The following is an 18,439-nucleotide window of genomic DNA, read 5'->3' as shown; positions in this document are numbered from 1 at the left end:
CGAAATTGCTGGTTTCTTGCACTTGGTTTAGTTACCTTGAACTAAACGGCGAGCGCTAATAATACCCGGTTGTTGCTCCAAACGCGCCAATAAGCGCGATAACTGCGCCAAGCCTTTGACTTCAATTAAAAGTTTCATATTGGCAATACCATCCGCTTCTGAAATGGTATTCACCTGACGAATGTTAATTTGGTCCGAGAAAATCACTTGGGTTAAGTCTTTGAGTAAACCACGGCGGTCATAGGCTTCCACCACAATTTGCACGCTTTGACCCCGAGTCGGCTGCATTTCCCAATCGGCTTCCACCGCACGTTCTGGTTCATTTTGAATCATACGCAGATAATCAGGGCAAGCCACTTTATGGATGCTGACGCCACGGTTTAAGGTAATATAACCGGCAATTGATTCACCATGGACAGGCTGACAGCACTGCGCGATATGCAGCTCAACATTGTCTAAACCATCAATTAAAATGCCGTGTGCCGACAAGGTATGACTAGCACGTGGATTTAAGGTTGGTTTTAACACCAGTTCAGGTTCATCCTGATCCAGATGCATATGACGGTTGACCTGATTAATCAGAGCATGCAGGCTGACATCACCATTAACCAAGGCAATTAAAATATCATCACCCGTTTTGACATTGAAATGATTACAGTAATCTGCCAAATCAATGCTTTTTGGATGAATGGCTAAACGAGATAACTCTTTATTAAGAATCTCACGCCCCGCTTCTAAGTTTTTACTACGATCCTGCTGACGGAACCAATGGCGCAATTTATCCCGTGCACGGGCAGTTTTGATATAGCCAAGTGAGTTCACCAACCAGTCACGGTTCGGTTCACGATCTTTTTTGGTTAAGATCTCAACTTGTTCACCCGTTTTTAAGGTATAAGTCAGGGGCACATAACGCTGATTGACGCGCGCGGCATAGCACTTATTGCCCACTTCCGTATGCACATGATAGGCAAAATCTAAGACTGTAGAGCCACGTGGTAACTCTTTAATGTCGCCATCACGACTAAACACATAAATCTTCTCAAAATCTTCAAACTCTTGGATTTGCTCAAAGTTTTCTTCAGTGTCATCTTCTTTATGGGCACTTGCATCATTACGTTCTTGATAATGCTCAAGCACTGCACGAAGCGAATGCAAACGATGATTAAAAGAATGATCCGTGGTTTTTGAGCCTTCTTTATAGTTAAAGTGTGAACATACCCCAAGCTCTGCTTCGTTATGCATGGCAAGGGTACGAATTTGCACTTCTAAAGATTTGTTCTCGGCAATCACCGCAGTATGTAATGAGCGATAACCATTGGCTTTAGGGTTGGTAATATAGTCATCAAACTGATGCGGAATATGCCGCCACATTTGATGCACAATACCTAACGTGTGATAACACTCAGGAATGGATTTCACCAAAACACGTAAAGCACGAATGTCATACAGCTGATCAAAGCTTAAATCTTTGCTCTTCATTTTGCGGTAAATCGAGTAGATATGTTTCACTCGACCATTAATTTCCGCCTCAATGCCATATTCGAGTAAAGCATTACGCAATTTATCAATCACAAACTGAATATATTGCTCACGCTCTAAACGCTTTTCATTAAGGAGTGAGGCAATTTCTTTATAACGCTCTGGCGCTAAATAACGGAAAGCTAAATCCTCCAACTCCCACTTGAGCTGGGCAATGCCTAAACGATGCGCCAGTGGTGAGTAAATGGTGAGAATCTCACGTGCTACACGTTCTTGACGATCTTTGGGTGATTTGGCCAATTCACGTAGCGCATAAGTACGTTCTGCCAGCTTAATTAATACGACTCGAACATCTTCAGTCACAGAAATCAGCATCTTATAAATGCCGGTCAGATGTTCACGCTGGTTATTATTAAAGTGATCTTCTAGACGCTTATTCTTTTCAATCAGTTCAGAAAGCTTACCCATAGATAAGGTGCCCGTCACTAAGCTATGCACTTGTGCACCAAAACGCTCGAGTACTTCTGCAAGCGAAATCACACCCTCACGTACACCACGGTAGAGCATCGCTGCCGATAAGGTATCTTCATCCACATACAGATGGGCCAAAATATTGGCCATCTCTAAACCCGTATAGAAGGTATTGGATCGATGATTGACCGTACTTTTAAGCTCACGTTGTAAGGTCAACTGGGCAACTTCTTCGAGTTGTTTAAGTTCAGCACCATCAAAAATAGCGCGGACGCGATCTAGCCATTCGGCCAGATCTTGCTGAGCTTGTTCGGCATGCTCAACAGTCGTTTCCTCAGACAATTCATTTAATCGCCCTGGAAGCTGTTCACGTACTGTGACCATACCCGTCTCCTACTTCTCTGTTACGCTGTATCATATTATAAATTTATAAATTGTCTATTTCGTGTTTTTTAAATAAAGCAATTGATTCTACATGGCCAGTATGTGTAAACATATCCATCACACCCGCTTGAATCAAGCGATATCCATGTTCTGCTAACACTTTTGCATCACGCGCCAGCGTTGCAGGATTACACGAGACATATACCAAACGTTTTGCACCAAACTTGGGCACATAATGCATCACTTGCTCGGCGCCAGCACGAGGTGGGTCAATTAATAATGCATCAAAACCTTGTTTCGCCCAAGATTGGTGCGAAAAATCTTGTGTTAAATCTTGTGAGTAAAACTGAATCTGCTGAATTTGGTTAAGTTGGGCATTTTCTGTGCCACGCTCGACCATTTCTTGACTCCCTTCTACCGCAACCACCTGCCCAGTCTCCCCTACACAACGTGCCAGTGGTAAAGAGAAGTTACCTAAACCACAAAACAGGTCTAAAACACGCTCACCGGGCTGCAACTCTAGCAATTGGCATGCCAACTGCACCATTTGTGGGTTAACTGTTGAATTTACTTGAGTAAAATCATGCGGATGGAAAGCAAAGTTGAGCGCAAAATCAGGCAAACTATAGTGTAAACGTTTCGCTGCTTCAGGCTGATCAACACGCACTAATGCTGGGTCTTCATTGCCTTGTAAATACAATTGCCAACCCTTGTCTAACGCAAATTGGCGCAATTGGTTGACATCATTTGCAATTAAAGGCTGTAAATGTCGGATCACGAGGGCCACCTCTTGGTCACCCATGGCCAGTTCGATATGACCAATAGCTGCTTTGCCAGCCAAACTTTGTAATAGTTGTTTTAAACGGGTAATTGAGCCAAATTGTTGATCCAAAATGAGGCAACGATCAATTGAAGTCAGTTTATTGCTCTGCTTTTCACGAAAGCCGACCACTAACTTATCTTTACTTGGCACATAACGTACCCCAATGCGTGCTTTACGACGGTAATCTTCACGTTGTGAGCGAATCGGGGCCAACCAATTTTCTGGTTCTAGACCTGCAAAATGGGTCAGATGCGATTTTAATACCTCTTGCTTAAGACGAATTTGTTCATCTTTAGCAATATGCTGCATATTGCAGCCACCACAACGCTCAAAATGCGGACATGCCGCCTCTACACGTATTACTGAAGGTTCACTGATCAGTTCTACACAGTCAGCTTCTTCTAGGCGCTTTACGACATTGGTAATCTGAGCCAGTACCGTTTCGCCCGGTAAAGCACCCTCAATAAAGACTTTTTTACCGTGTTTATCACTCGGATGATCAGGATGATTGCCATAGTGCGCTATCCCTCGTCCTTCATGTGATAGCGATTCAACCTGAAAAATGTACTTGGGTTGTGGCATAGGACGAGGTTTAGCTCTGTGTTTCATGGATACCTAATTTTTGTCTGGGGAGAAATCAATCGCAGTAAATGCAGTGTGTTGTGAGTTTTGGCGCCATACCTGTAAAAATTCGGTATGTTGCGGCTGACTCTGTAAATAGTCGATGCTGTGTTGAATCCAAGTTTGATGGTCTTGTGCCGTAATTAAGCCTTTTAACAGTGCCCAGCGTAAAAACACCAACCAAGTATTGAGCACATCGCCTTCGCAATAGCTGGTTAATTCTAGCCACTGCCCTTGGGCCACGTACTTAGGGATATGATAACCCGGTAAACCACGTTTACCCGGAAAACCTAACAGATGGGCAATATCATCTAACTTTTGGAAATTACGTCCGTTAAACATGGCCAGCACGTCCATTAAATCGACATGACGCTGATGGTAACGGTTCTGATAGTTATTATAGCGTTTTTGGTTATCAATTTCGCCCTGATCGAAAAGACTTGGCGCAGATAAACCATGATACATGGCGCGGTACAAAATCACTGGCAAATCAAATTGTGAACCATTCCAACTAACTAAGGTTGGATAGCGCTTATCAAAGATCGATAAAAATTTTTGTAAAATTTCGCGTTCAGTATAATGCTCTTGGCTAAACGAAAACAATTTCATCTGACCTTGTTCGTTAATCCATAGCCCAGAAATACAGACTATTTCATGTAGCGGTAAACGCTGAAAGTCTGTACCTGCTTCTTGCCGCCGCAACTTGGCCAAAGCAGCATCTAAATCCGCATCTGGCAAATCAAGGTCATATAAATGCGCACCTGATTTTTTGTCGGTTAAGGTTTCAATATCAAAAACTAATACCGGTAAACGCATAATATGACCCTATAGACGTTGCTCAATCTTAGTCTTGGACTGAGAATAAGCCAGTAGATAAATAACGATCACCGCGATCGCAGACAATGCATACAATCACTGCATCTGGATGTTGTTCAGCAATTTTAATCGATGCCCAAACTGCACCGCCTGAAGAAACGCCCGCACTAATGCCCTCTGTACGTGCCAATTGACGCGCAGTTTTTTCCGCTTCAATTTGCGGAATATCCATAATACGATCGACGCGTGAAGCATCAAAAATGGTCGGTAGATATTCAGTTGGCCAGCGACGAATCCCGGGAATATTGGAGCCTTCAGCAGGTTGCAAACCGACAATTTGGACATTTGGGTTTTGTTCTTTTAAGTATTTTGAGATCCCCATAATGGTGCCCGTAGTGCCCATTGAACTGACAAAATGGGTAATTTTACCGCCCGTTTGCTGCCAAATTTCTGGCCCCGTGGTCAGGTAATGTGCTTCTACATTATCTGGATTGCCAAATTGGTTCAGTACCAAACCAACGCCATCAGCTTGCATTTGTAGCGCCATATCACGCGCCTGTTCCATGTTGTCTGCTTCGATGAGCTCAGCACCATAAGCTGCCATGGCATCTTTACGTTCTTGACTCGAGTTAGCTGGCATGATGAGTTTCATGTTATAGCCGCGCATCGCTGCAACCATTGCTAAGGCAATGCCTGTATTTCCGCTCGTCGCTTCAATTAACGTATCACCCGGTTGGATCTGACCACGCTTTTCTGCTTGCATAATCATGTTATAGGCAGGACGATCTTTGACTGAACCTGCTGGGTTATTGCCTTCCAATTTGGCCAATACTGTTGCTTGAGTGTGATTTGCCAGACGCTGTAAACGCACCAGTGGGGTTTTGCCCACATAATGATCCAGTAAAAATTCGTCTTCTTGAAAATCAGGGGTTGTCGTACTCATTATTTGCACCTTTATCGAGGTGTGCCTATTGTATGAAAAAATGCTTGATTCTGCACCCATTTAGCAGGCTTTTTCTTTAACTCGCTCAAAGCCTAATCAGATTAAAAAAAAGCATGCTAAACTCATCGGCAAACAAAAGCTGCCTTTTTAATCATGCCCAATATCAATAAAAAGTTATTTAAGCGCTTACATTTAAACCATGCCTACGGGCAACTGATTGCGCTCATTTTTGTCCCCATTATGATTTTGGCCTGCGTGGGCGCAGCTTTAGTTTTAATTGAAACGTCCAATGCCGCCAAAGCACAGCAACGGCAAATGGCCATTGCGATTTTAACCCGCTTTCAAACCCAAGCTGAACAAGCCATCACTTTACTCAATTATTATCCATTGCATTACGATCATGGTCGCACTTTTATGCAAACCATGATGAATAATAAACATGTCATCCGAACGGCAATTATTGATGCCAGTGGACAAAATCGTTTGAGTTTGGGCGATCAAGCCGGCGATCCATGGCCTAAAGCTGCCGCCAATGCCAGTTTTTTAGGCCCTATAGAACATAAAGATAGTCATATTTATGGAATGGCCATTCATCAAGCACCGAATAAAGTGGCGTGGTTGATGATTGAATTGGATAATCAGCCACTGCAAATTGCCCGTTATCGGGTATTGATTGTATTAATTGCTACAGGTTTACTGACCTTACTGCTGTTACTTCTATGCTTAAACTTCTATTCACGGCGCTGGATTGCACCGATGTATGAAGTACGCATGCAATTACAACGCTTAAATGCAGACACTTTAGATCAGCACATCGTCATTAACAGTACCGGTGAGTTACGCTTACTACAGCGCGATATTGCCAATGTCGTCAAGCGCTTACATTACAGCTTTTTAGAGCTCAAAGAACACACCGAACAAACTGAAGACGACTTACGCCGTACCTTAGATACCCTAGAGGTACAAAATATTACCTATCGCCAAGCACGCGATCAGGCAATTCAAGCCAACCAATCGAAATCGGTATTTTTAGCCAACATTAGCCATGAATTACGCACTCCTTTAAATAGTATTGATGGCTTTATCCATTTATTGCTGCGACAAGGCAATTTATCTACTGAGCAAAACCTCTATTTACAAACCATTCGTAAATCCTCAGCTCATTTATTGGCTCTGATTAATGATGTACTAGATTTTTCTAAAATTGATGCGGGCAAATTAGAACTAGAAACTGCGCCCTTTGATTTGGAAGAAGCCATTTTTGACGTCATGGATATGCTGTCACCACTTGCCGCGCAAAAACATATTGCCATGGCCTTTTACTATGCCGATAACATTCCAAAAGATGTGATTGGCGATGCACTACGTTTTAAACAAGTGCTGACCAACCTGATTTCAAATGCGATTAAATTTACCCCAGATGGGGACATCATTGTGCGGGTGCGTATGGAACATGACGACATTGGGCAATGTTTATTGCACTTTAGCGTCCAAGATAGTGGTATTGGCTTAAGCGGAACTGATCGTAAAAAGCTGTTTGAATCCTTTTCTCAAGGTGATGCCTCTGTGACACGTCAATTTGGTGGTACGGGTTTAGGTTTAGCCATTTCCAAGCAATTGGTGCATTTAATGCACGGACATATTGGCTTTGAAGATAACCAAGAACGTGCACCTACCGAAAAAGGCTCAACTTTTTGGTTTACTGCCATGTTTGGTGTCAACGAAGAAGATTACACGCCACATCCTGACTTTAGCCATATCCATGTGTTGTCGTATCTGGCACATCCGGCCACAGCCAATGTATTACGCCATTATTTAGAAAACTATGGTGTACAACACACCGAATCAGGTTCGATTTTAGAATTATTTAGTGATTTAAATCGTTTTGATGCCAATGAAAACACATGGTTGATTGTTGATCATAGTGGTGATAGTGAAGCGTTATTACGCGAAATTCGTCATCGTTATCGCGGTAACTTAGCGGTTTATGGCTACCAAATGCAACTAGAACCGCAGCTTTTAAACGAACATCAAGCGCGTCCACTGTATCAACCTTTAAGCCGTAGCGCCTTGATTCAATTACTCAGCAATCAAGGAATCTTTGTTGAAGAAGCGTTTGAGCAATTTAATGGCCAAGGCCTACATGTCTTGGCTGTCGATGATCATTTACCCAATTTAATTGTTTTAGAAGCACTTTTAGGCGAACTCAATGTCAAAATGACGCGTGCTTTAAGTGGTCAAGAAGCTTTGGGTATTTTAGAAAAACAATTGCAACACGCGCAGCCGGCATTTGATTTAGTTTTTATGGATATTCAAATGCCCGTGATGTCAGGCATTGATACCACACGCGCTATTCGCTCGCTGGAGTCGACCATTGAGCACCATAAACGCTTACCAATTATTGCTTTAACCGCACATGCTTTAGCCGATGAAAAGCAAAAGTTGTTACAAAATGGCATGGATGACTATGTCACTAAGCCCATTCAAATTGAACAAATTATTCAGATTCTCACCCAGTGGACCAAACAAAGTTTTAATGCCAAAAATCTGAGTCTCGATAGCGTCAGTACGCCACCTGTGATTGACCCTGAGATCTTAAACTGGCAACAAAGCTTACAATTGGCGGCCAATAAAGAAGATTTAGCCTTAGATTTACTCAAAATGCTAGTAGAAAGCTTTGATAAAGAACTCAGTGAAATGCAGGAACTGATTGAAGTAGAAGATTTTCCACAGTTAGAACATGTATTACATCGTCTATATGGTGCAACGCGTTATGTAGGTACGCCGCGTTTGCAACAGATCACGGGGGAATTTGAGCAATTCATCTCTATTTTGCGTAAGGAACAACGCATTGCCGATGAAGCCTTTATTGCAGCAACCCAAACCCGTTTTGAGGAATTAACCCATCGTATTGATGAAGTCCGACTGGCAGCACAACATATGCTAAAAAACCAAGCAGACTAATTTTTTGCGGTTGGCGCATGTTATGCTCACCTCAAAAGCAATAACAAGAGAATAATATGGCCCATATCGAACTCGAATACCAAGATGGCATTGCGATTGTGCGTTTAAACCGTCCTGAAAAACGCAATGCCATGAGCTTTGCTTTACTTAAAGACTTGGTTAAAACTGCCGAACAATTACAAAAAAATCGGCAGTTACGCGCGGTAATTTTAACTGGCGAAGCACAGGTGTTTAGTGCCGGCATTGACCTTGCCGACTTAAATAACAGTAAAAATCGTGCTTTTGCCACCTGGGAGCTGATTAAACCCGGACAAAGTTTATTTCAAAAAGCCTTTTTAATTTGGCAACAGCTGCCTGTACCTGTCATTGCCGCGATTGAAGGTTATTGCTTTGGTGCAGGTATGCAACTGGCTTTAGCCGCTGATATCCGTATTGCACATCCAAATACACAAATGTCAATTATGGAAAGTCGTTGGGGTTTGGTGCCAGATATGGGGCTATCTCGCTCACTCTCAGGTTTAATTCCTTTAGATTTAGCCAAAGAATTGACGCTAACTGCACGTATTTTTGATGGCAATTACGCAAAAGAGATTGGCTTAGTGACCCATTTAGCTGAGCAGCCTTTGCAACAGGCAAAGCATCTAGCACAGGAGATCTGCAGCCGCTCGCCAGATGCTATTTATGCTGCTAAACGGGTATTAGATGCCATGCAACATGCCCCACATAAGGCCTTAAGATTAGAGAAAATCTGGCAGCTAAAATTATTATTGGGCAAAAACAGTCGTTTAGCACGACAAAAAGATAAAAACCCACAGATTGAATTTTTACCACGACAATTTTAATAGAGGGAAGTATGCAATTAGCACAAGGAAAAATCGCTTTTTTAGGCATAGGCCTAATGGGCAGCCGTATGGCAAAGCGCTTAATTGAGGCAAAATTTAAAATTGCGGTCTGGAATCGAACTGCAAGTGCCTGTACACCACTACTTGAACAAGGGGCGCATGCGCTTGATTTAGCCAATATTGGCACTTATCCAGTGATTTTATTATGTGTGGCAGATGATCTAGCCGCTGAAAGCGTCTATGCGCAAATTGAATCTCACTTACAAGCCAATCAGATTATTGTCGATTTTTCCAGTTTATCCGTCGCGGCAACACAGCGCCTCTCCCAAGCCGCCAAAGCCAAACACATCACTTGGATTGACTCACCTGTATCCGGTGGCACAGCAGGTGCTGAACAAGGCAGTTTGGTGGTCTTTGCTGGGGGTGATGCCGCGACTATTGCAGATTTAACACCGATTTATCAGGTGCTGGCACAACGTGTGACCCGTATGGGCGACAGCGGCACAGGCCAAGCCACTAAAATTTGCAATCAATTGATTGTCGCTGCCAACAGCACCTTAATTGCCGAAGCTGTGGCATTGGCAGCTCAAGCAGGCGTAGATACTACTTTACTGGCACCCGCATTGGCAGGTGGCTTTGCCGACTCCAAACCCTTTCAAATTTTAAGCCCGCGGATGGCGACCCATACCTTTGAACCCGTACAATGGAAAGTACAAACCCTAGCCAAAGATTTAAATAATGCGGTGCAATTGGCACAAGATTTTGATTTGGCTATTCCTGTGGCTACTCAGGCCTTATCGCAACTGCAACGCCATCAACATCAAGGCTATAGTCAAGCAGACCTAGCTACCGTCATTCATTTAGTCGAGGCCAATCAGGAATAAAACATGAAACTCGCTGTTAACCTGTCGATGATTTTTACTGAAGTGCCGCTGATTGAGCGCTTTGCTCTTGCGCGTCAACATGGCTTTGAGCATGTTGAAATTCAATTTCCTTATGAGCTTTCTATTGCCCAAATTCAACAGCAACTACGTGCGCATAACTTAAGCCTCTGTTTAATTAATGTTCCTGCTGGCGACTTGATGCAAGGCGGCAATGGATTAGCAGGTATCCCAGGCAAGGAGCCTGAGTTTCGCCAAGCTGTGCAACAGGCTATTGAATATGCCACGGCGCTTGATGTACCAAGCGTCAATATTTTAGCGGGCAAGCAACCGTTAGATGTAGATCTGTTGCCATGTTTATGCACTCTGGCCAGTAACTTAAAAGTTGCCAGTCAAATGCTAAGCCAGCTTAATATTCAGCCCGTATTTGAAATGATCAATGGCACAGATATGCCGCGTTTTTTGCTACAAAATATTGCTCAGGCCCAAGAGATGTTAGAAGCAGTGCAACATCCTCAATTAAAGATGCAATATGATTGCTACCATATGGCCATGATGGGCGAAGATGTACTGACTACCTTACAAGAAAATATTGAACAGATTGGACATATTCAATTTGCCGACTGTCCTGGCCGTCATCAACCTTGTACAGGTGACATTGACTATCAGGCGATTTTTGCCTATTTGCAATCCAGCGCTTACGCAGGCTATGTGGCCGCAGAATATCGTCCGCAAAGTCAGTCACAGCATTCCTTTGAATGGAAAGCACAATATTTTCCAAGTAGTTAAACAGTTTGTCGGATGCTGGTTTGAAATTTAGTGCTAAATTCGCTATATTAGAAGGTGAGTTATTGTCTGGAAATATTAACCTTTATGAATTTAGAACCATCGCCCAGCGCTTCTAATTCTCACGATCTCGCAATGAATTCTCAAACTAAAGACGTACAAGCATGCTTAGATGTTGTACGCGAAGCTTTAGAAGATGTAAAAGCTAAAGATATCGTGACATTAGATGTCAGCACGATCAGTAACGTTGCAGATGCTATTGTCATTGCTAGCGGCACATCAACCCGTCATTTAAAGGCGCTTGCCAATAACGTCGCTGAAGAAGCACGTAAAGCAGGCTTCCGCCCTCTTGGTATTGAAGGCGAACAAGATGCTGAATGGATCTTAATTGATCTAGGTTTTGTGGTAGTGCATGCAATGCTACCTACAGCACGTAAATTTTACGATCTTGAAAGTTTATGGCGCACTCAGCCAGAAACTGTGGCTTAAAAAGCAAAGAGCGACCTTAATGGTCGCTTTTTTAATGCCTCAAAAAAACCGCCCTCAGGCGGTTATTTTTAGTGACCTGTACCATTAATGGCCTTGGTCATATCTTCTACCACTTTTTTGGCATCACCAAATACCATCATGGTTTTGTCGTTATAGAACAAGTCATTGTCTAAACCGGCATAACCAGTTGCCATAGAGCGTTTGATCACCATCGTGGTACGTGCTTTATGCGCTTCTAAAATTGGCATACCGTAAATTGGTGAGGTTGGGTCATCTTTTGCCGCAGGGTTAACCACGTCATTGGCACCAATCACTAGCACCACGTCAGTGGCTGGAAAGTCTGAGTTAATTTCATCCATTTCCAAAATATCTTCATACGGTACATCTGCTTCAGCAAGTAATACGTTCATATGCCCCGGCATACGCCCCGCGACAGGGTGAATGGCAAAACGTACCGTCACACCTTGTTCTTTGAGCAAATTTGCCAGTTCTTTGACCGCATTTTGCGCACGCCCCTGTGCCATACCATAACCCGGTACAATTACCACGCTATCGGCATTGGACATTAAGAAGCCTGCATCATCGGCAGAACCTGAACGGTAATTACGTTGTACTTTTTCGCCCGCATCGGCACTGGCCACAGCTGCACCGCCCATGGCACCACCGAATAATACGTTAATGATAGAACGGTTCATGGCCTTACACATGATGTAAGATAAAATTGCACCCGATGAACCCACCAGTGAACCCGCCACAATCAACATATTGTTTTCGAGCGTGAAACCAATCCCTGCTGCTGCCCAACCCGAGAATGAGTTTAGCAATGAGACCACCACTGGCATATCACCACCACCGACTGGTGCAATCCATACCCAGCCAAATACTAAAGCTAAAGCGGTCATGGCCCAGAATGCTGGCATACTGCCTGTGCTAAAGAAAGTAAAGCCACAAATCAGCATCGTAATGAAAATTAACGCCTGTACAGGTTTAACCCATGCACCGCTAATGGTTTTAGCCCATTTTTTCGCTGCTAATTTGCCATAAGCAAATACAGAGGCTGTAAAGGTAATTGCACCGACAAAACAACCGACAAACAGTTCAAATAAATGCACGCTGCTCATGGCATGAAAATTGACACCATTGGCTGCCAATACATCAGGGCCAACCGCAATCAGCTTATTGTTGTGAATAATCGCGGCAATGGCAATGAGGACTGCAGCCAAACCTACCAGTGAGTGCATTAAGGCAACCGTTTCAGGCATTTGCGTCATTGGCACTGTACGCGCACGCGCAATACCAACGATAGCACCCGCCACCATAGCGCCTACAATCATCCAAACCACTGGATTTTCGGCCACAAAGAAGGTGGTCAGTACCGCAATCGCCATGGCGAGCATACCATAGCGGTTACCAGTAATCGCAGTCTTCGGCCCCGATAAACCACGTAGCGTTAAGATAAAAAGAACCGCGCCAATCAGGTAGAACCAATCCGCATAGTCTCGAATAAATTCCATCGCTTAGCCCTCTTTTTTCTTTTGTTTTGGTTTAAACATTTCTAGCATACGTGCCGTTACGGCAAAGCCACCAAAAATATTAATACTGGCTAAAAACACAGCAATTGCACCGAGTACACTCACTACGTTAATGCTTTGAAAATCCACACTGCCCTCTACACCAATCATAGGTAGACCTACAGTTTGGATCATCGCGCCCACAATAATGATGGAAGATAAAGCATTGGTCACCGCCATCAGCGGCGTATGTAAAGCAGGCGTTACGCCCCACACCACGTAGTAACCTACAAAAATGGCAAGGACAAAAATTGTAATTGTTTCAACCATGATGTTTGCTCCTTAACCACGTTTGAGTAGGATTTGACCACCATGGGCGATCATTAACGCTCTTTGAACTTCATCTTCTTGATTTAAAAATAGTTTCTTTTCTGCATCAAATAAGGTTTCAACAAAGTTATACACATTACGGGCATAAAGGGCCGATGCTTCTGTGGCAACCGTAGCCGGAATATTGGGTACGCCTAAAATTTTCACGCCATTGGCAGTGATAACGGTTTCACCACATTGAGAGCCTTCTACATTACCGCCAGTTTCCACAGCCATATCTAAAATGACTGAACCTGGTTTCATCTTGGCAACTGTTTCTGCTTTGATTAAACGCGGTGCATCGCGACCTGGTAGCAATGCCGTGGTAATCACAATATCCGCATTGGCAACCGCTTTATCGACAATTGCGGCTTGGTCTTTAATGTATTGTTCGCCTGGCATCCAGCCATAACCGTTTCTGGCCGCTTCTGCAGCACGCTGTTGTTCTTCTTCAGACATGGGCACATCCAACCACTTGCCACCTAAAGACTCGACTTGGTCTTTGGCTGTCGGACGTAAATCCGTGGCTTCAACCACAGCGCCTAAACGCTTGGCTGTGGCAATCGCTTGCAAACCTGCCACACCCACGCCCATCACCACCACACGCGCAGGTTTGACTGTGCCTGCCGCTGTCATCAGCATTGGGAACATGCGTTGATATTCATTGGATGCCAGTAACACTGCCTTATAACCAGCAAGGTTGGCTTGTGATGACAACACGTCCATGTTTTGCGCACGCGACAAAGTACGTGGTAACAATTCAAGAGCAAATGCTGTGACATTTTGCTTGGCAAATTGTTCTAGCTCGGGATTACGGTAGGGATCAAACATCGCCACCACGTGACTGCCCTGCGGAAGTTTTTGAATTTCTTCAGCTTTCGGGGCTCGTACTTTTAAAATAATTTCACTGCCAGAATAGGCATCTTCAGTGATTTTAGCACCGACTTGTTCATAGCTACTGTCAATATAAGCAGCACGAACACCAGCACCACGTTCAATCACCACGTGATGACCTGCACTGATGAGTTTTTTTACAGTTTCTGGTGTGGCAGCAACACGATGTTCACCGGCTACTGTCTCGGTTGGGATTCCGATCTGCATGAGCGTCCCTCAAGCTAGTTTTTGTCAAGCAAACACCACAAATATGGTGTTTTCCCTTTGGTTATTTTTTGTTGATTTTTTTGATTCTAATGGAAATTTTTTCTATTTCTACCTAGTATTTATTTAATAAATATTAAAACTATGAACTGATGATTCATAAAAAAAATCACATCATTATTTAATTGTTGCGATTTTTTATTAAGTCATGGCTGCTTTTGTGTGATTGATCATTAAATATTCTAAAATAGCTCATCTCATTTTACTCACGTGTAACACTTGATCATAAAATCAGCATTACAGCTAGGGTTAACAAATAGCTGCTGAAACAACCATATTTAGCCTATTTTTTACACCATGTTATTTTTAGCATGTTTTGATCAATTCAGATCAAAGTCAAATTTATCTTGATGCCATTTAAGCACAGCACTCATACATCATTAACATGTTGTACTGGGCAAAATACACAGGACAAATACCTTGTCTGTAAGGCAAAAGTCTCAAGTAATGTTACAAATGGTTTGAAAAAAAATGAGTTGATATTTTTTATAGTGATATAGGTCGACAATGAATTGGTCTCATTTGTCTATTTTTGCACCAAAACAATGCAAAATTCATATCAAAACACTATCAATCACTTAACTTTTCTTTATAGGAACAACATTGGTGGCTTTATCAAGTTATGATAAAGTGACCCTAAAATTTTAGGTATCGCTATTAAATTCAAACGCAAAAGTTAAAATACTGCCTCCACATTCAACTGCCCCTTATTACATATGGCTGAAATATAGAATGATTCTTGCCCCGACCTCGAGCCAACTTGGTGCATTGTTTGCCATTTGTGCTGCTTTTTTATTTAGCAGTAAAGCCATCTTTATTAAACAAGCCTATGCACTCTCACCGTTGGTGGATGGCACAGTCTTAGTGGCACTTAGAATGGCCAGTGCACTACCATTTTTTTTAGTCATTGCATGGCTGAGTCGTCATCAAAAACAAAGGATTACACGGCAAGATTGGCTGATTTTATGGGCAGCAGGTTTATTAGGTTATTACTTTTCAAGTTGGCTCGATTTTATGGGGCTCATGTTTATTAGCGCCTCATTAGAACGGATTATTTTATTTTTATATCCAACTTTAACTGTATTGGCCGCCAGTGTGTTATTTAAACAGAAATTGACGCTCAAAATTGTGCTGGCGCTGGCCTTAAGCTATGGCGGCACTGTGCTGGTAATGCTGCAAGAGCAAGCCAATACCCCCCATAACAGTGATTTTTGGTTGGGTGCGAGTTTGGTCTTTGCCAGTGCAGTGTGTTTTGCTGCTTACTTACTGATGACACCACGCTTAATTCGGCAGTTTGGTTCATGGCATTTTAATGCTTTGGTACTGAGCATTGCCTGTGTGGGCACCTTAGTGCATTTTGCTGTGGCCACACCGCAGCCGCTACAATTAATGGCCCAACTGCCCACTCAAGTGCTGTACTATGGCATTGCACTAGGAATTTTTGTGACGGTATTGCCCACCATATTAATGGCACAAAGTATTCAGCGTTTGGGGCCTGCTCAATCTGCCATGATTGCCTCCATTGGCCCAATTTTAACGATTATTTTAGCCACGATTTTTCTAGGCGAATATATGAATGCCATTCAATGGTTGGGCTGCGCCTTAAATATTGTGGGGGTTCTTATGATTACACTTGCGAAAAAGACAGCCTAAATGCAGCAAAATTTAGATATTAGTCAAGACAAAGCGCTGCTTTGGCTTATGGCCATCGCCTGTGGCTTATGTGCCGGCACCAACTATTATTGTCAGCCCTTAATTAGTTCCATTCAAAACTATTTTCAGGTACCTGAATCACAAGTGGCTTTAACCGTAACCTTTGCGCAAGTGGCTTATGCGCTAGGTTTACTGTTGATTGTGCCAATTGGCGATATTGTTAATAAAACTAAATTTATTCCACTGTTGATGTTAATGGCTTCAGTCGGTTTATTTATCTCGGCATTTTCGAACAATATTTATATGCTGTGGTTTGGCACCATTGTGGCCAGTTTATTTTCGGTGGCAGCCCAAGTTTTAATTCCTTTGGCTACCATGGCAGTAAAGCCTGAAAAAACCGGACAAGTGATTGGTTTTTTAATGAGTGGCCTATTGGTGGGGATTTTACTCTCAACCAGTATTGCAGGTGTTTTATCTGAGCTTTGGCATTGGAAGATGATTTACGTGCTCAGTGGCTCACTCATGTTGGTTTTAGCCTTTTTACTGAAATCACGCCTGCCTTATTTGCTTCGTTTAAAATTAAGCTACTTTGACATTTTCCGTTCCATGGGTCAGCTGTTACAACAAGAACCACGTTTGGCTTTACGCTCCTTGATTGGGGGTTGCTGTTTTGCTGCGATGAGCATTTTATTTTCAACGATTGCTGTATTACTCACGCAAAAACCATTCTTTTTAACTGATATTTGGGTGGGCTTAATTACCTTGGTTGGTGTATTTGGTGCACTTTCGAGTAGTTATTTAGGACGTTTTGCTGATCGTGGTCGTACCCAATTACTCACACTTTTAGGCTTAGTGACTTTAGCAATTAGCTGGGCATTATTATATGGCGGTGCGGTGTCACTGCTGAGTTATATTTTAGGTTATGCCGTGATTAATTTAGGCTTAGCGATGGTGCACACTGCCAATCAAGGCATTGTGTTTCGTTTACGCCCTGATGCCAAATCTCGGATTAATTCGATTTATATGACCACCTATTTTATTGGTGGTGCGTGTGGTTCTGCGCTTGGAGTCTTGTCTTGGCAACAGGGCGGTTGGAGCATGAGCTGTTTGGCTGGTTTAAGCTTAGTACTGATGGCTGGCGTCTTTGCACTTTTGGATCAACTGTATATAAAACATAAGCAAGACGCTTAGGGCTGTCGATTTTTACCCAAAAGCCGTATAATGCCGCGCTCTCGTTGTTTGAAGTCTTAGGTCGTTATGTCTCATCTGCAATCTTTACAGCCTCGTATTTCGGTCGCGCCCATGATGGACTAGACAACATTTAAAAATTTATTCTTATTATCAGTGGTTTAATTCAATAATAAAAAGCACGGTGCAAATACGGTGCAAAATAACTATCGGTCCTATTATTTAGAGGACTCCATTTTTTCCTGAACAGCTCTATAAGTCTTCAAAAATATTTTTGGCAACTCTACATAACTCATCATTGCACCATTTGGTTCTTGAAAACCTAATGCTTCTGAAAAACGCTCACGCCAAAACATTTCCAAATCTCCACGTTGATAAAGTTTTGGTGGATGCATGTCAGGATCTAATAGTTTAAAAAACAGTTGAAATAATTCTTCGGTATGCATGACAGATCTCCAATAACAGTACAGAAAATATATCAGATGTAGAGATCTCACACATATATATGACAGCAATGGCCAAAGTTTGAGAAAGGCTTTTTTAATGTGATTTTGATGATTTTGAAAATTTCAGGTGAGAAAAAAAAGAGGTTAGAAAAGTTAGGAAATTATAAAATAGTATTCAAATATATGATTTATAAAGATTAATTACAATTTTAAAAAGGTTAGAAAATGGTTAGATTATGGTTAGTTCTAACCTCTAATTTTGGTTAGAAGTTCTAACCTTTTATATTATTGTTTTATATAAATATTTTGATTTTTATAACTTTTTTCTAACCGCTTCTAACCTTTATATGGTTAGAAATTTAATTATTAAATATCAGATACTTAAATATTAAAAACCTTTCATTTCACTGTTTCTAACCTTTTTTAAGCACTATTGATTGAGTTGAAGGAACTTTTGATAAATCGAAAGTTGTAGGCATTCATAGAATCCCTGTTGAATTATGTAGAACTGAATTTTGAGCATTCGGCTGTGTCATGCGCCACTACTGCTGTGGCTTAGAGGTCCATCGGTCAGGATCACAAATCTGTTGAATATTCGACACATTTACTGGGCAG

15 protein-coding genes are annotated in these 18,439 nt (G+C 42.4%); 7 read left to right on the top strand and 8 right to left on the bottom strand.

From position 1 onward, the window contains the following. Nucleotides 1–27: 27 nt before the first annotated feature. Genes AC5YCI_RS03695 through cysM form a run of 4 tightly spaced genes read right to left on the bottom strand, consistent with a single transcriptional unit; the run spans nt 28 to nt 5,537 of the window. On the bottom strand, nt 28–2,334 hold the full coding sequence (locus AC5YCI_RS03695) for a RelA/SpoT family protein (RefSeq protein WP_496128940.1): 2,307 nt from the start codon (nt 2,332–2,334) through the stop codon (nt 28–30). 43 nt (nt 2,335–2,377) lie between these two features. After that, nucleotides 2,378–3,766, bottom strand: a complete 1,389-nt coding sequence (rlmD, locus tag AC5YCI_RS03690; RefSeq protein WP_496128939.1) for a 23S rRNA (uracil(1939)-C(5))-methyltransferase RlmD — start codon at nt 3,764–3,766, stop codon at nt 2,378–2,380. A gap of 6 nt (nt 3,767–3,772) precedes the next feature. Next, entirely contained in the window at nt 3,773–4,594 is an 822-nt protein-coding gene (locus tag AC5YCI_RS03685) for a 3'-5' exonuclease (RefSeq protein WP_496128938.1), read from the bottom strand. A gap of 28 nt (nt 4,595–4,622) precedes the next feature. Beyond that, a complete protein-coding gene (gene cysM, locus AC5YCI_RS03680; protein WP_496128937.1) occupies nt 4,623–5,537 on the bottom strand; it encodes a cysteine synthase CysM in 915 nt (304 codons plus the stop codon). Nucleotides 5,538–5,690: 153 nt separating this feature from the next. On the opposite strand from cysM, the gene AC5YCI_RS03675 reads away from it, so the two are divergent. The 5 genes from AC5YCI_RS03675 to rsfS all read left to right on the top strand — a co-directional run bounded on the left by AC5YCI_RS03675 (nt 5,691) and on the right by rsfS (nt 11,499). Beyond that, nucleotides 5,691–8,501, top strand: coding sequence for a GacS-like sensor histidine kinase (locus AC5YCI_RS03675; protein ID WP_496175245.1), 2,811 nt, complete (start codon nt 5,691–5,693; stop codon nt 8,499–8,501). Between the two features lie 56 nt (nt 8,502–8,557). Beyond that, a complete protein-coding gene (locus tag AC5YCI_RS03670) occupies nt 8,558–9,343 on the top strand; it encodes a crotonase/enoyl-CoA hydratase family protein (RefSeq protein WP_496128935.1) in 786 nt (261 codons plus the stop codon). Nucleotides 9,344–9,354: 11 nt separating this feature from the next. Then, nucleotides 9,355–10,227: an NAD(P)-dependent oxidoreductase gene (locus tag AC5YCI_RS03665; protein ID WP_496128934.1), complete on the top strand. Its 873-nt coding sequence runs from the start codon at nt 9,355–9,357 to the stop codon at nt 10,225–10,227. A 3-nt stretch (nt 10,228–10,230) separates the two neighbouring features. Further along, on the top strand, nt 10,231–11,013 hold the full coding sequence (locus tag AC5YCI_RS03660; protein ID WP_496128933.1) for a hydroxypyruvate isomerase family protein: 783 nt from the start codon (nt 10,231–10,233) through the stop codon (nt 11,011–11,013). Nucleotides 11,014–11,097: 84 nt separating this feature from the next. Beyond that, nucleotides 11,098–11,499, top strand: coding sequence for a ribosome silencing factor (rsfS, locus tag AC5YCI_RS03655; RefSeq protein WP_496128932.1), 402 nt, complete (start codon nt 11,098–11,100; stop codon nt 11,497–11,499). Between the two features lie 68 nt (nt 11,500–11,567). On the opposite strand, the gene AC5YCI_RS03650 is transcribed toward rsfS, so the two are convergent. The 3 genes from AC5YCI_RS03650 to AC5YCI_RS03640 are packed head-to-tail and all read right to left on the bottom strand — an operon-like array spanning nt 11,568 to nt 14,480. Continuing rightward, on the bottom strand, nt 11,568–13,013 hold the full coding sequence (locus AC5YCI_RS03650; protein WP_496128931.1) for an NAD(P)(+) transhydrogenase (Re/Si-specific) subunit beta: 1,446 nt from the start codon (nt 13,011–13,013) through the stop codon (nt 11,568–11,570). A 3-nt stretch (nt 13,014–13,016) separates the two neighbouring features. Next, entirely contained in the window at nt 13,017–13,340 is a 324-nt protein-coding gene (locus AC5YCI_RS03645; RefSeq protein ID WP_496128930.1) for a proton-translocating transhydrogenase family protein, read from the bottom strand. Between the two features lie 12 nt (nt 13,341–13,352). Continuing rightward, entirely contained in the window at nt 13,353–14,480 is a 1,128-nt protein-coding gene (locus AC5YCI_RS03640) for a Re/Si-specific NAD(P)(+) transhydrogenase subunit alpha (protein ID WP_496175244.1), read from the bottom strand. A gap of 789 nt (nt 14,481–15,269) precedes the next feature. Between AC5YCI_RS03640 and AC5YCI_RS03635 the strand changes: the two genes are divergently transcribed. Together AC5YCI_RS03635 and AC5YCI_RS03630 are read left to right on the top strand one after the other, a co-directional pair. Beyond that, the gene (locus tag AC5YCI_RS03635) at nt 15,270–16,190 is read left to right on the top strand and encodes a DMT family transporter (RefSeq protein ID WP_496128928.1); all 921 of its coding nucleotides are present in this window, start codon (nt 15,270–15,272) and stop codon (nt 16,188–16,190) included. Then, on the top strand, nt 16,191–17,381 hold the full coding sequence (locus AC5YCI_RS03630; protein ID WP_496128927.1) for an MFS transporter: 1,191 nt from the start codon (nt 16,191–16,193) through the stop codon (nt 17,379–17,381). 215 nt (nt 17,382–17,596) lie between these two features. Here the strand turns inward: AC5YCI_RS03630 and AC5YCI_RS03625 are convergent, their stop codons facing one another. Further along, a complete protein-coding gene (locus tag AC5YCI_RS03625) occupies nt 17,597–17,824 on the bottom strand; it encodes a hypothetical protein (protein WP_496175243.1) in 228 nt (75 codons plus the stop codon). Nucleotides 17,825–18,439: the final 615 nt, after the last annotated feature.

Source organism: Acinetobacter sp. CY17 (genome assembly GCF_059515825.1).
This window is presented reverse-complemented; position numbering and strand designations above follow the sequence as displayed.